The organism is Streptomyces sp. NPDC004111 (genome assembly GCF_042874215.1).
In the GTDB taxonomy this organism is placed as follows: domain Bacteria; phylum Actinomycetota; class Actinomycetes; order Streptomycetales; family Streptomycetaceae; genus Streptomyces.
In genome coordinates, this window is the sequence record NZ_JBIAMU010000001.1 from 286,908 (window position 1) to 300,981 (window position 14,074).

14 protein-coding genes are annotated in these 14,074 nt (G+C 68.6%); 11 read left to right on the forward strand and 3 right to left on the reverse strand.

The genetic code is table 11. The features are described from left to right. The first annotated feature begins 59 nt into the window (after positions 1-59). The 3 genes from ACFYVL_RS01285 to ACFYVL_RS01295 are packed head-to-tail and all read left to right on the forward strand — an operon-like array spanning position 60 to position 3,051. Positions 60-935, forward strand: coding sequence for an ABC transporter ATP-binding protein (locus ACFYVL_RS01285; RefSeq protein ID WP_389240494.1), 876 nt, complete (start codon positions 60-62; stop codon positions 933-935). Beyond that, the gene (locus tag ACFYVL_RS01290; protein ID WP_389240496.1) at positions 932-2,350 is read left to right on the forward strand and encodes a hypothetical protein; all 1,419 of its coding nucleotides are present in this window, start codon (positions 932-934) and stop codon (positions 2,348-2,350) included. Before ACFYVL_RS01285 ends, ACFYVL_RS01290 begins: the two co-directional genes overlap by 4 nt. Next, entirely contained in the window at positions 2,347-3,051 is a 705-nt protein-coding gene (locus ACFYVL_RS01295) for a hypothetical protein (protein WP_389240498.1), read from the forward strand. Before ACFYVL_RS01290 ends, ACFYVL_RS01295 begins: the two co-directional genes overlap by 4 nt. 351 nt (positions 3,052-3,402) lie before the next feature. On the opposite strand, the gene ACFYVL_RS01300 is transcribed toward ACFYVL_RS01295, so the two are convergent. Beyond that, a complete protein-coding gene (locus ACFYVL_RS01300; RefSeq protein ID WP_389240499.1) occupies positions 3,403-3,756 on the reverse strand; it encodes a hypothetical protein in 354 nt (117 codons plus the stop codon). Positions 3,757-4,049: 293 nt separating this feature from the next. Between ACFYVL_RS01300 and ACFYVL_RS01305 the strand changes: the two genes are divergently transcribed. The 4 genes from ACFYVL_RS01305 to ACFYVL_RS01320 all read left to right on the forward strand — a co-directional run bounded on the left by ACFYVL_RS01305 (position 4,050) and on the right by ACFYVL_RS01320 (position 8,785). Continuing rightward, entirely contained in the window at positions 4,050-6,311 is a 2,262-nt protein-coding gene (locus tag ACFYVL_RS01305) for a CDP-glycerol glycerophosphotransferase family protein (protein WP_389240501.1), read from the forward strand. 547 nt (positions 6,312-6,858) lie between these two features. Further along, entirely contained in the window at positions 6,859-7,587 is a 729-nt protein-coding gene (locus ACFYVL_RS01310) for a hypothetical protein (RefSeq protein WP_389240503.1), read from the forward strand. Between the two features lie 168 nt (positions 7,588-7,755). After that, positions 7,756-8,043, forward strand: a complete 288-nt coding sequence (locus ACFYVL_RS01315) for a hypothetical protein (RefSeq protein WP_389240505.1) — start codon at positions 7,756-7,758, stop codon at positions 8,041-8,043. A 409-nt stretch (positions 8,044-8,452) separates the two neighbouring features. Further along, the gene (locus ACFYVL_RS01320) at positions 8,453-8,785 is read left to right on the forward strand and encodes a VOC family protein (RefSeq protein WP_389240507.1); all 333 of its coding nucleotides are present in this window, start codon (positions 8,453-8,455) and stop codon (positions 8,783-8,785) included. Positions 8,786-8,929: 144 nt separating this feature from the next. Here the strand turns inward: ACFYVL_RS01320 and ACFYVL_RS01325 are convergent, their stop codons facing one another. Beyond that, a complete protein-coding gene (locus tag ACFYVL_RS01325) occupies positions 8,930-10,054 on the reverse strand; it encodes an alpha/beta fold hydrolase (protein ID WP_389240509.1) in 1,125 nt (374 codons plus the stop codon). Between the two features lie 292 nt (positions 10,055-10,346). Here ACFYVL_RS01325 and ACFYVL_RS01330 point away from each other — a divergent pair, with 292 nt between their 5' ends. Next, complete coding sequence (locus tag ACFYVL_RS01330) at positions 10,347-10,964, forward strand: TetR/AcrR family transcriptional regulator (RefSeq protein WP_389240511.1); 618 nt, start codon at positions 10,347-10,349, stop codon at positions 10,962-10,964. A 166-nt stretch (positions 10,965-11,130) separates the two neighbouring features. On the opposite strand, the gene ACFYVL_RS01335 is transcribed toward ACFYVL_RS01330, so the two are convergent. Next, positions 11,131-11,826, reverse strand: a complete 696-nt coding sequence (locus tag ACFYVL_RS01335; RefSeq protein ID WP_389240513.1) for a hypothetical protein — start codon at positions 11,824-11,826, stop codon at positions 11,131-11,133. A 528-nt stretch (positions 11,827-12,354) separates the two neighbouring features. Between ACFYVL_RS01335 and ACFYVL_RS01340 the strand changes: the two genes are divergently transcribed. The 3 genes from ACFYVL_RS01340 to ACFYVL_RS01350 all read left to right on the forward strand — a co-directional run bounded on the left by ACFYVL_RS01340 (position 12,355) and on the right by ACFYVL_RS01350 (position 14,067). Beyond that, the gene (locus ACFYVL_RS01340; RefSeq protein WP_389240515.1) at positions 12,355-12,861 is read left to right on the forward strand and encodes a hypothetical protein; all 507 of its coding nucleotides are present in this window, start codon (positions 12,355-12,357) and stop codon (positions 12,859-12,861) included. Positions 12,862-13,011: 150 nt separating this feature from the next. After that, positions 13,012-13,140, forward strand: coding sequence for a hypothetical protein (locus ACFYVL_RS01345; protein WP_389240517.1), 129 nt, complete (start codon positions 13,012-13,014; stop codon positions 13,138-13,140). A gap of 90 nt (positions 13,141-13,230) precedes the next feature. Then, the gene (locus ACFYVL_RS01350) at positions 13,231-14,067 is read left to right on the forward strand and encodes an alpha/beta fold hydrolase (protein ID WP_389240518.1); all 837 of its coding nucleotides are present in this window, start codon (positions 13,231-13,233) and stop codon (positions 14,065-14,067) included. The last annotated feature ends 7 nt before the right edge of the window (positions 14,068-14,074 follow it).

Genomic DNA, 14,074 nt, shown 5'->3' on the forward strand with positions numbered 1-14,074 from the left:
CCCACCGTCCTCCCCCTCTCCCCTCCTTTTCGTTCCTCGATCCCTTGTCTGGAGCAGACATGTCCACCATCCGCGCAGAATGCCGCGAACTCGGCATCCGCTACGGCAGCCGCCGTGTCATCGACCGGGTCGATCTGGCACTGCGGGCCGGCGTCACCGGGCTGCTCGGCCCCAACGGCGCGGGCAAGACCAGCCTGTTGCGCTGCCTCGCCACCACCCAGGCACCGACCAGCGGATCCGTGCGCCTCTTCGGCCTGGACACCGCCGTAGCGCCGCAGCGCACACAGGCCAGACGACAGCTGGGCTACCTGCCCCAGGACCCCGGCTTCTACCCGCAGTTCACCGTCTACGAGCAGCTCGACTACATCGCCGTGCTCAAGGAGATCGACGAACCCGCAGCCCGCCACCGGCAGATCACGGACGTGCTGGACCAGGTCGGGCTGCGGGACCGGGCGGCCGACAAGGTCCGCAAGCTCTCCGGCGGCATGCGCCAGCGCCTGGGCCTGGCGCAGGCACTGCTCGGCGCGCCCGGTCTGCTCGTGCTGGACGAGCCCACCGTCGGCCTCGACCCGGAACAACGCATGCGGTTTCGTACCGTGGTCTCCCGCCACGGAGCGGCCGGTACGACGGTGCTGCTCTCCACCCACCAGACCGAGGACGTCGCGGCCCTGTGCGACCGGGTGCTGGTGCTCGTCCTCGGCAGCCTCGTCTTCGACGGCACGCCCCAGGAGCTCGCCGACCACGCCCGGGGCCGGGTCTGGCTGACCGAGGACCCGCCCGCAGGGTCGGAGATGGGCTGGCGCGGCCCCGACGGCCGGTACCGCCTGCTGGGCGAACGTCCACCGGTCGCCGCTGCCGAGGAGAGCGCCCCCACCATCGAGGACGGCTATCTGCTCCTGCTGCACACCCACGGCCGGCGGGCGGCCACGGCATGAGCACCGCCACCGCCCTCGCCCCCGCCGGTCCCGCCCGCAGGGCCGCCGCCCACCGCGCCCTCTCCACCACACGCACCCTGGCCCGGCTGGAGGTCCGGCACCTCCTCACCAATGCCTGGCTGTGGTGCGCACTCGCCGTGGGAGTGGCCGTCCCCGCTCTCATCACCTTGCGCACACCACAGCGCGCGGAATGGGCGTACGACACCCAACTCGCCGGCACCGGACTGCTGCTGCCCGCGCTCGCCCTCATGGCCACGGCCGGTCTGGCCGCGCAGCGCGAACGCCGCAACCACCTGCCCGAGACCCTTGCCGCGCTGCCCGCATCCGTCTCCGCACGCACTCTCGCGACCGCGTTCGCCCACATGGCCGTGGCCCTGGTCACCACACTGGTACCGCTGGCGGCCTTCCTGCTCTGGCGCCATCTGGTCGCGGCCCCGCAGGCCGGTGTGCCCGACGTGGCCGCCCTGTGGTGCGTACCGGCGGGGGCGCTCCTGCTGGTCGCCCTCGGCATCGCCCTCGGCTGCTTCTTCACCAGTCCGCTGGTCTTCCCGGCGAGCGTCTTCGTGCTGCTCGTCCTGCTGGCCAACCAGGCCACTCCTTTGTGGCCGCTGCCCCTCACCTCGCTGCTGAGCGGCACCACCGCCCTGTGGCCGGGCCTCTCCCGCCTCCTCTACCTGCTGGTGGCCGTGCTCCTCCTGCTCGTGCTCGCCCTTTCGCGGCACCGTCGCAGCGGTCCCCGTACCGCCACCGCGGCACTCGCGCTCCTCGGGCTGGTTCCCCTGGCGCTCACCGGCTCCGCCGCGGCACGCCGCCAGGCGGACGACCCGCATCGCACGTGCACCGCCCACCACGGCGTGACCTACTGCCACTTCGACGGCTTCGCCCCGTGGATCCCGCTGTGGGCTGCCGCCGCGGAACCCGTTCGCGGGGCGGTCCCCGGCCCGTTCCGCGCCGCCTTCCCCACGCTGACCCAGTACCGCACCACCCTCAACGGCACAGCGCCCGGAGCCATGGGCACCCAGTGGGCGACCGCCGACCGGCAGGTGTCGGACCGCGGGACACTCGCGGGGCGCCTCGCCGCCACCACCGTCGGCCTCGCGCCGGACTCCGCCTGCGATGCCACCGGTCAGGCCCGCACCGTACTCGCCCTCTACCTGACAGGCCACGCCGTACCGCTGCCCGAACGAGTCGTATGGGACCCGGACGAGGACCTCACGCTGCTGGGCCGTCTCACCTACACCCAAACCGAACTCGCCCTCGCCCGACAGGCCCTCGCCGCTCCGGGCACACCGGCCAGGGTCGCCGATCACTGGGCGGCGCTCGTCCGGCCGGACGCCACCACCGACGACGCGGCCAAGCTCCTCGGGCTCAACCCCACGGCCCCGCAACCGCCTTCCGGAAAGGCATGCGCATGATCGGCCCCCGCACCCGGACGGCAGCGCTGACCCGGCACATCGTCCGGGCCACCGCCTGGCGGCCGATGACCGCCACCGCCCTGCTCATTCCCGTGGTCGCCGCAGTGCTGCTCCTGATGTACGACGAACATCTGATGCCGCCTCAGATCACCGCGAACCTGCTCCGCGCCACGGCCGTCCTTCTCGCCACCGCGGCCGGCACTCTGCTCGCCGACCCCACGGTCGCCACCACAGCGGCCGTACCCAGCCCCCGCTTCCTGCGACAGACGATGCGCCTCGCCCTCGCGGTAACGCTGGTCGCGCTCGTCTGGGCACTCACCTCGTGGTTGCTGATCACCTTCACCCCTCCGCTGGATCCCGGGACCCTGTCCGGGCTTGCTCAGGAAGCACTCGCTCTCACCCTGATCACCCTCACCGGCACCGCTTGGCGGACCCGCCACCACAACGACCCCACGGCACCCCTCGTGGGTCTGGGCCTCACCCTGGTGTTCCTCACCGCGACCGCCCCACTGCGCGGGGACTGGTCCCTCTGGGCCACCCCGGGTACCGGGCACTGGGACGCGGTCCACGCCGGCTGGACCGTGCTCGCCGTGGCCGCGGCCCTGGTGCTCGCGCCCGCGCTCGGAGACACGTACGGCCGGGGGTTCCGGGGAGGCCGAGGCGGGAAGACGCCGCCGCGGGAGGGACTCGGCGGCGCTTGACGGTACTTCGGTGGCTTCGGTGCCCGGGTTTCGCAGGCGTGACGGTGTCTCGGTTGGAGTGAATGCTCGTTGAGGGCGTTTTCCCGACCGTGGGGAGCTTGGTTCTCACCGTCCCAGGGGCGATGCGGCGTGCGGTGGTGCGTCTACGCCGATGGAATGCAGGTGGTGGGCTTCGAACCGGAGCCGGGGGCCGGGGGCCGGGATCCGCGACCGAGAGGATCGACACCGCAGGTCGGGTCTCAGGGCCAACGTTCGTTGTCGGGGCGGCCGTTGCTACTCCAGATCCGGATCCTGGACCGACCTCCCCTGCTCCGCCTTCCGCGCACCCCAGCACGTTCACCCACCCCCACTTCACCTGAACTCGCCCACCACCTGGATCTCGCCGACGATGTGGGCGTTGAAGTCGTCCAGCTCCTCAGCCGGGACCCAGAGTTCAAGGATCGTCCGCCCACCGGCCTGCTGGACGGGATAGCGGCTCAGGAACTCCGTCTCGACCTCGAATCGGGTGACGAAGCCGGCACCGTCGTGCTTCACGTTCCAGTCGCGGGCGATCCTGATCGCGTAGTCCTCGTTGAGGACCGGATAGAAGATGGGCTGCTCGGGCAGCCGGGGCGGCCACGCACGCCAGTTCAGCGCGCGGACCAGGTCCAGCTCCTTGGGACCGGTGGGGCGCCAAAGGGTCGTCGTGGCTTGCTGGCTGGTCATGTGAAGGGCCCTCTGAACCTGGGAAGCCGCTGGTACGGCCGGACGGAAGACCGGACCCTACCGGCAAGGGGAACGCAGCAGCTACCCGGTTTCCGGATGGGGCAGCGCCTCGCGGGCTCGGCGAACCCCCGGTCGAGCGGCGGAGAGTCTCACCACGCCTTTGTTCAACGCTCTTCAATGAGGGTCCTTGGTCCCTGGCAACAGGACTTTCGCTCCGCGTTCGGGAAATGGTGCGAAATATAGGATCCGCATAAGTAGCGATCACTCACCATGCCCTGTCGGGAGACCCTTCCATGCCTCGGTTCAGCATCGTCGTACCCGCGTTCCGCGTGCAAGGCTACTTGCGCGACTGCTTGGACTCCGTTCTCTCCCAGGTCTTCACGGACTTCGAAGTCATCGCGGTCAATGACTGCTCGCCCGACGCCTGCGGACCCATTCTGGACGAATACGCCCTGCTGGACCCCCGGGTGCGGCCGGTGCACATGCCGCTGAACGTCGGACTGGGGCGAGCCCGGAACGCCGGCATGGCAGTGGCTCAGGGTGATTATCTACTCTTTCTGGACAGTGACGACACCCTGGGAACGGGTGCCCTGGCCGCCATTGACGAGCGTCTCCGTACAACAGAGGATCCCGAAATCCTCATCTTCGACTACGAACGCACCTACTGGTGGGGGGCCGCACACCGCAACGTCCTGGCCGAACTCCTCGAAGAGACGGGGCCAGAGGTATTCGAGCTCAGGGACCGGCCCGAACTCCTGGACCTGCTTCAGGTGGTGTGGAACAAGGCATACCGGCGGGACTTCGTCGAGACGCACGGGTTCCAGTTCCCCATCGGCTACTACGAGGACGCACCCTGGACGTACTGCTCATTGGCTACCGCCGGGAGCATCGCGGTGCTGGACCGAGTATGTCTGCAATACCGCCAGCGACGCCAGGGCGGCAATATTCTTCGTACAACGAGCCGCAGACACTTCGAAGTCTTCGACCAGTACCGGCGCATCTTCACCTATTTCGACGAGCGACCCGAACTGGACGAGTGGCGGCCGTACTTGTTCCGGAAGATGGTCGACCACTATCTGACCGTCCTCGCCAAGCGTGACCGGCTGCCCGAGGGCACACGCCGAGAGTTCTTCGGACGCGCGGCAGCCGACTACCGTGAGCGCTTGCCGGAGAACTTCGTCCTGCCCGACGGAACAAGAGCACTCCGCTACAAGGCTCTTGCCCGCAAGTCCTACACAGCGCTCACCGCGATCGACGACTCGGGGTCCGGCCGCCGGCGCACGCGAGTAGGGCTGCGGAAGGCCCGGCGGAAGGTCGGCCGGCGAACCCTGGCCACGTACTACCGCCTCCAGCGTGGACGCCCCCTCGACAATGACCTCGCTGTTTACGCCTGTTACTGGAACCGGCTCCCTGCCTGCAACCCTCTGGCCATTTATCAAAAGGCAAAAGAACTGGCCCCCAACGTGCATGGGGTGTGGGTGATCAAACCCCAGCAGGCCGAGCAGATGCCGGACGGTATCGATTACGTCGTGCTGAACTCCCCGCGCTACTGGGAAGTCATGGCCCGAGCCAAGTACTTCGTCAACAACGTCAATTTCCCCGACCACTACGTCAAGCGCCCCGGCCAGGTGCATCTGCAGACGCACCACGGAACACCGCTCAAACGAATGGGCATCGACCAGGCACGCTACCCCGCGGCCAACAAGGGAACGAGCATCAAGAAGCTCCTCTCCCGCGCCGATCGCTGGGACTACAGCCTCTCGGCGAACCAGCACAGCACGGAACAATGGGAACGTGTCTACCCCGCCAACTTCGAGCACCTGAACACCGGCTACCCCCGCAATGACATCTACTACACCGCCACCGCAAAGGACATCGCGGCCGCCCGCACTCGCCTGGGAATACCCCCCGGCAAGAAGGCCCTGCTCTACGCCCCGACGATGCGCGACTACCAAACCGGGTTCGTCCCACACGTCGATCTGGAGCGGCTGTCGCGCGAGTTGGGCAATGACTTCGTCGTGCTGGTACGCACCCATTACTTCTACCAGCAGAACTCCGCTCTGCAGGCGCTTCAGGACAACGGAACGCTGATCGACGTATCGGCCCATTCTTCGGTGGAAGAGCTGTGTCTGGCAGCCGACGCCCTGATCACCGACTATTCGTCGATCATGTTCGACTACGCCAATCTCGACCGACCGATCATCATCTACGCCGACGACTGGCACGTCTATGTGGAAACACGCGGTGTCACCTTCGACCTGCTGTCCGGACACCTGGGGGACTCCCCCGGCGCCCTCGCCACGACGCCGGACGAACTGATCTCCATCCTCCGCGAGGACTGCGGCGACAACCAGGAAACCGCGCGCCTCCGAGCGGCTTTCCGCCAACGCTTCTGCCAGTTCGACGACGGCAACGCCGCTGAGCGCGCGGTCCGCCGGCTCTTCCTCGGCCAGGACCGCGTACCGGAGATCGTCCCCTTGCCCGAACGCATTCCCGCGCCTGCTCCGCAGCCTCCGATGGAGGAGGAGCGGAACCGTGCCACGGCGGTCGGCTGAGGGCTGTATTTCGCGGCCCCAGGGAATTCGTCGGTGACGTTGGCGATGCTGATGGTTTTGCCGCGCGTGCGGACGGTTTCGTGGCCTTTCGGGGGGGCGGTCGCGGACCTCGCGCGCGCGTCGGGACGTTGCCGCAAGCGCGGCGGACACCACGACGTGGCCATCACTGTGCCGGGCGGCCTTGGCGCGCCACGCGAGAACCAGCGCCCGTACAGGGGTTGATGGCCGTGGCGGCGGCAGTGACCGAGTCGGGACCGGGGTCGGTTGCGCGGCGGCAGTGCCAGCAGTGACGGCACCCTGCGCTGCTACCCCTTCCCTCAGCACCGCTACCCACACAAGCGCAACAACGGGTCGCCGCCGACCCCGCACCGGGCCGACGGCGACCTGCGGAGTTGGGACCACCGCCCGCCCCGTGCAAATCCGATGGCACCGTTTGCCTTCCAGCGGCAAGACTGCACTGGTGAACACCCGGCCGCCCTCGCCCGATCCTCTGCCTCTGCCGTCTCCGGACCCGCGTGCCCGCACCCTTGTCGTCGACTATGCGGGCATGCACGCTCTGGTATCCGATCTGGCCCTGCCCAGTGGCGCACCGATGTACGTCATGAGCGCGTTGGAAACCTCCCGCGAGCTCATCCGGCACTCCTACTACCGGTACGAGTTCGCCACCGTCGCCGTCACGCATTCCCTCTTCGCCCTGGAGCACGTCCTCACCGAGCGACTTGCCACCAACGAACCGCTTCATGGCCTGATCGCGCGGGCAGCGAACGCCGAACTCATCCCGGCCGCAGTCGCCGCCGAACTCGACCGCGGCCGACTGCTGCGCGAGGGACTTGCGCAGGGCTCCAGGTCAAGTGCCGCCCTCTCCCCGCTCAGGGCCCTCGACCTGGTGCGGGCCGTCTTCGACGCCGTCTCCCTGCTCCTTCGCCCACCTTCCGCAGCAGAGACGACAGCCACCCACGCGAGTGGCCCACGCCCCGCAGGTGGACTCGTCCGGCTGTGGGAGGAACACCGACGCGCACCGTTCCCCGACGACTTTCGCGGCGTGGACCTCGACGGCGTGGACCTGGTCCTCCTGGACAGCGACACCGCCGGCCTCGTGCACAGGGAGTTGAACGGCGGACTCGACGACAGCGGCGTTGCCGGCCTCTGGGATTGCGTCACCGACCTCGAAAGGATCGAGCCCCTGATCAACGAAGAGTACTGCGCCTCCTACTTCACAAGCCTGCGGACCATGGCCCGTGCCGTGGCAGCGCGCCACACCCCCGCAGCCACCTGAGCCTGCCTCTGTCCTAACCGGCGAAAACTCGGGCTCACGGCTTCACTTCTCCTGGCCAAGGCCGGCTGCCAGGCCAAGGGGACGAATACCCAGTGAGTACGGCTGTCAAGGTCTCCCCTCCCAGCATGCCCCTATGCAGGGACCGCACAGGCTCGGAAACTCGTGGACATGTCAAAAGAAGAGCGTCCATGGAACCGGCGGCAGCCCGAGCAAGGTCCATTACCGAGGCCGCCGGAGACCAACCGCCTCGGACCACGTCCTGCCAGCAGCGTGGCAGGCTTCACCTTCTTGATCGTCATCACCGTCTGGACCTTGCTGGCCTGGCAGTGGACGGACAGAGGTTGTCACTTCCCGAAGGTCTACGTACTCGTTCTTTCCCACGGAACTCCGGATGACTTCCATCAGGAGGGCTGCAACGACGAGTTCGACGACACGTACCCCATCGATCTCAGCTGACCCAAGGGCGGTTCATGACAACCCTTCAGCCTACGGATGCACCATTCCGGGCGATGTCCCGCGCCTGCTCAGCGGGCAAATGATCTCGCAACCCGATTGTTTCCCTCTCGCCCGCAGTTCCACTACGCGCACGCTGACGGGCGCACGCCGCTGCACGACGGGGCTACGTCCCACCCTGGTCTGCAGGCCCGGTTCGGAGATTGGCTGGCTATTGGGCGGCCCCGGCCGTGTGGCGGCCGGTCGGCTCCCGGCGCTGACAAGTCGCTCCTCAGGGGAGAGTGCACGACGAACCCAGAACGCACCACACAAAGCAGATAGCAGGCACACCATGACAGTTCAGGACCATCGACCCTGGTGCGGGTGGTCAGTTTGGCGGTCTCCTGACGGTATGTCTCTTGTGCTGCATGCAATGACGATCAATGCTCTGCACCCAGCCGCGCTGGCCCAGTTCTGGTCCAACGCCCTCCCCCTTGCCGGGGAGCCGGAGGATTCAGGTGGCGGCACTGTGCGCGTTCCGCTGCCGGGGGCGCGGCCGGATCTGCTCTTCGCTCCAGCCGATACCGACAAGGCGGCTGCGGGCCGGATCCACTTCGACCTCACCTGGATCGGCGACCCCGTCGGCAGGCAGGCCGAAATGGTCCGGCTCATGGCCCTGGGAGCGGGTTTCGTGGAGGACTGCAAGGACGAGTCCTACACCTGGAGCGTGATGACGGACCCGGAAGGCAACCCCTTCTACCTGTGAACCTCTGATGCGCTGCGGGCACGGCACCGCAAGGCGTGACCGGCAGGGGCGAGAGGGGAACGAGGCGCCGCGCCAGAGCGGTTGAGCTGAAGGGCCCTGTCGGCCGCCCCCGCAACGTCGAGGCGAATCCTGGTGCCTGAGCGCCTACTTGTGGTTGCTGAGGAAGGCCGGGATGTCGGCTCGGGTCGGGTAGTCGGGCAGCGGTGCGGGCTTGTCCTGGAGGAATGCGCCGATGACGGCTGCTGCTCGTTGGTCGTTGCCATCCAGGCCGTTCCACATGTGGTGGCCGACGCCGGGCATGTACTGGGTTCGCCGGATGGCGGGATTGTCCGCGAGGACGGCTGTCTGCCACTGCCGGACCTGGGAGGAGCACTCGGCGATCATCAGCATCGCGGGTGTCCTGGAGCGCCGCAGTTGGGGAGCGAGGGAGGGTGCGTCCTTGATCGTTTGCTGGATACGGAGGCTGGCGGCGGCGCTGAAGGAGAAGTTGCGCGCCGTGTCCTCGACCGGGATGCGGTGTGCGTCGCGTGCGCAGTAGGCGGATGCGGTGTCGCTGCCGAGATCGGCGGCGGTGAAGGCGTTGTCGCCCTCCGCCTGTCCGACCAGCCCGTTGTCAGGGTCGAGCAGCCCGAGCCGCATGAGGCCGAACGCGACCGCATAGCGCGGGACGCGCGTGGAGCGGGGTCCGGTCATGGCCGGTGCGATGCCGCGGGCCGACGGCCGGCCATTTTGCCCCACGATCCGGGCGGCGGGCCCGTCCATCGGGCCTGGTTCGGCGATGACCGCCCGGCGCAGGTGGGCAGTCATGGCGGGGTCGGCCAGCGCGCGGGTGAGCACGACGGCGCCCGAGGAGAATCCCAGTACGTCGGCGCGGCCCTTGCCGAGCCTGCCGACGAAGGCACCGAGGTCGCGGACGGACCGGGTGATCGAGTACTGGTCCATGGGCAGCAGGTCACTGCGTCCGCCGCCCGCCTGCTCGTAGGCGTAGACGTCGTACCCCTGTCCCGCGAGTCGCCGCAGGAAGCGGTGGTCGAGGACCGAGATGCCGCGCACCGGGCCGCCGTTGAGGTAGACGAGCGGAACGCGATGGCGCGGGGTGTTGCCAGTGGGCGGGTAGTGGTAGACCGCGACCCGGCTGCCCGTGGACAGGCGCCAGTGTTCTGTGGCGACGAACGAAAGGGCGGGCGGGTAGCGGCGCGTGGTCGGGACGGTGGGAACGCACACCGTCAGCGTCAGGGCTGCTGCGACGGCCACCGGCAGGAATGCCACCAGCCGTCGCCTCCCGGAGTGGCGGCTCCCGGAGTGGCGGCTCCCCCGCCACAACGCCACGAGAACCGCGGCCCCCACAGTCGTGGACCATGCGACGAATCCCGATCCCGCACCGTCTGTGGCGACGATCAGCGCCAGGGATAAGGCGATGGATCCCACCACCGCGGCGATGGACACCAGAATGCGGCCCGCAAGGCGCGAGGGACGTATGGCGGATGGTGACATGGCGAGTTCTCCCTGTTTTGAAACACCGTTTTGAAACGATGTTATCAGCATGGGTAAACTGCTCCCCATGGGAAGGCCGAGAACGAACGACGCCGCCGTCAGAGAACGGCTCGTGGCATGCGCGACCGAGATGTTCGCGACCCGCCCCCAGGAGTCGGTCACCGTCCGCGCGCTTGCCGCCGCCGCGGAAACGTCGACGGCGGCGGTGTACACGTTGTTCCAGGGGAAGGAGGGGCTGATCCGCGAGGTGCGCGACCAGGCGGTCGCCGGGCTCTTCCAGGACCTGAAGGCCGTTCCTCGCTCGGAGGCCGCCCTGGGCGAGCTGTATGCGTTGGCCGCGGCGTACCGCCGCTGGGGACGCGAACACCGCCACCTGTACACGGTGTTGTTCGGAGGAGCACAGTCCTTCGTCCCGTCGGACCGGATCGGCGACCGGGACCCGGTACGACCGCTTGTCGCGGCGATCGACCGCGCCGTGGCGGACCGTACCCTCGCGGGCGACACCACGCTGATCGCCGTCTCGCTGTGGGTCGCCCTGCACGGGCTCGTGTCCCTCGAACTCACCGGGAGCCTCGACGGCACCGCGGCCGACACCGCGTTCCGCTCAACGATCGATGCCGTACTGCGTGGTTGGGCATCCCCCGCCGCCTTCCCCGGCCTTCGGCTCGAAGGCCCCACCCTGTGAAGCGGTTGCGGCGCAACCACATGAGCACAGGCGGCGCGGGGACGACCAGTCGATACGTACGCGCCACGGCAGGTCGCTGCGCGGCGCCGCGCGCGCCTCTTCCTGCCCCTCCCCCGACTGTCCCTCCGCCGACTTGAGCTTCAGAGCTTGCGTCGCGAGGAAACGGTCATGCTTCGATGCGCAGCCAGGTATCGCCCGTACGAAGCCAGATCGAGCCGTCGCGTCCCTGCCCGCAACGCAGCACAACCCGGCCCGGCACCCGAAGCCTGCGGTGGCTGGTGACAGTCCATTCGCTGCCGTGACACTCGGCGCGTGTGAGCTCGACGGTCCGCTTGTGGTGCTGCCGACGGGTGAAGACGGCGCGGTTGCCTCGGACGGCGAATCCGTCGGGTTGCGGGACCGGGCTGGCAAAGGTCGACACCTCCCCGGTGGCCGGGGTGATACGCGTCAGGTAGGTACCGGACGGGCCGGTAGAGCCGTACCACACGAGCCACACGTGTTCCTGCTCCGTCGCGGCGGTGCACCCTTCCAACGGTTGGCCGGGGAGCCGTCCGTCAGGGGACCACACAGCTTGGCCCTCCAGATTCCAGCCTGCGAGACCGCCTACCGACTCGGGGTGTCCGCCGTAGATGCCCTCGTCTCCGTAGGCCGTCCAGATGCCCCCGTGGATGTCGGTGACCAGGGCGGGGATGTCATCGCCGACGCAGAAATCCGCTTCAGGGGTGCCGGAGGAGGAGAACACCACCGCGTTGGACAGCCAGAGCTTCTCGGCCTCGCTCCGGAACGCACGGCCACTCACCAGGAGGAACCGGGAATCCGGGAGCAGGGCCAGGTGACTGGGCCGCATGCGGATGTCCTCCACCGGCAGCCGCCGCTCCTCCTGACCGATGACCGTGACCAGTTCACCCGTGAACGGGACCTCCGCCCGCCACCCGACCCACCCCCTCGGGTACCGGCCGCGATCGAGGTACCGCCGGTGCACCAGCATCACTGCGAGTTCACCAGCAGGTCCAACGGTCCACCACAAGGCGCGGAGCCCGCGTGCGGCGTCAGCGGCAGGAAGCCGCCACACCCGGTTCACCGCAGCATCGGAACGAGCGCTCAAGGGAGGGAGATTCACCGGCAGTCGCCTCTCGTACTCCGGGAGCCGAGCTGCCCGAAGAGCGCCACCCTACCGGCCTTGATCCAGTGCGCTCCGACGGGCAGGACGATCCACCGTCGATCCACCTTCGACGACGGGACAGAGCATCGGGCGCCCGCGAGCAGCGCCAGGTGCCGGGAGACGGGCCGGGCGACCACCCATCCCACCGGGTCCCTGACACACGTCAGTAAGCCCGAGCCCGGCATTAACCTGTAGAGGTCTTCGCCGCCCGTCTCACATACTGGCACGATGAGTCCGATCTCCGCACACCATCGGTTCCGGGACCCCCGGAGCACGCGGTACGACTTCCTCGCATCCGTCCTCGTGCGCTGCCCCACCTGCGACAAGGTCGCGCGCATCGTGGCCGGACCGGAGCCGGCCGGGGCGCACGGTCCGGGCCTCTCTGCGTCAAGGCGTCTCGTCTGCCGGAACTGCGGGACGTCGAGGGAGTCGAACCGCGGAAACACGATGTCGTACCGGGGTCCGTACGAGCCGGCCGTAGACCCGTACTTCGGCCTGCGGCTGTGGCTGCGGACCGAGACCCGGCACGGGTGGGTATGGGCCTACGACCTGGAACACCTGGACCTGATCAAACGATTCGTGCAGGCAACGCTGCGTGAAGGGATCCCCTGGCACGACAGCGGCCGGAGGATGACCGTGGTGGCCCGCCTGCCCGCATGGATGCAGCAGGCCAAGAACCGCGACGAGGTGCTGCGGGCCATCGCCCGCATCCATGCCTCACTGCTCCACAGCTGACCCAGGAACACCAGCAAGCGGCCCCCGACCGCAGCGCGGACACCGGTCGAACACGGCGTGGCAAGGCTGGCGCCGTGCCAGAGACCCGGGCTCCGCGCATGCTCTCTCCCAGGTCCAGGGCGTCTGTCGAAAGTGGATCTTGAGCTCTAGATGATCAAGTTCCTGTGGTTCTGGGTCCGGTTCGGCGTGCCGGGGTGGGACGCACTCGTTGACGACGGGCCCTGGAGCCTGGTCTACGACCTGGCCCGCCGATGCCAGGCAGCGCCGGAACCACCTTGACGTACGCCCTGCGAGTTCCGACGGGCGTGGGCTGTTTCGGCTAGCTATGGTCGTAAAAGCCCAAGACCGCCGATGCCACGGAAGGACGCCATGACCGAACACCTTCCCGTCAGCGGCGGGACGATTGCTTACGAGGTGAGCGGCTCAGGCCCGCTGGTGGTCCTCGCGCACGGTCTTGGTGACAGCCGTGCCGCCTATCGTGCGGTGACCGGGCCCCTGGTGGCTGCGGGGTATCGGGTCGCGGCAGTCGATCTGCGCGGCTGCGGCGAGTCCAGCGCCGACTGGGCGGACTGGAGCCGCACGGCCATCGCCGGTGACCTGCTCGCCACGATCCGTCGCCTGGGCGGCCCCGCCGTACTCGTCGGACACTCAATCGCGGGCGGTGCCGCGACCATCGCTGCCGCTCAGGAGCCCTCGCTCATCACCGCGCTGGTCGAGCTCGGCCCTTTCACTCGCAAACAGGAGGTCGGCCTCGGTGCCCTGCGCGTCACACGCGTACGACGGGGCATGCTGCGCCTCCTCGGCGCGGGCCTGCTCGGCAGCGAACGGCTGTGGCGCTCCTACCTCGATGTCGCCTACCCCGGTACGAAGCCCACCGACTGGGCCGAGCGGCTCGACCGCATCGACGCGATGCTGCGCGAGCCGGGCCGGATGAAGGCCATGCAAGGCATGATCCGCAGCGCACCGACCGACGCCGGCGAACAGCTCGCCGAGGTCCGCTGCCCGGTTCTGGTCGTGATGGGCTCCCTCGACCCCGACTGGGTCGACCCGCACGCCGAAGGCTTGGGGATCGTGGAGGCCCTGCCGCCGGGGCTGGGCCGCCTCGAAATGATCGAGGGCGCCGGACACTACCCGCACGACCAGTACCCCGAGCGGACGCTCTCGCTGATGCTCCCCTTCCTCCGGGAAAGCGCCGCTCCCGCTTAGCCGAAGG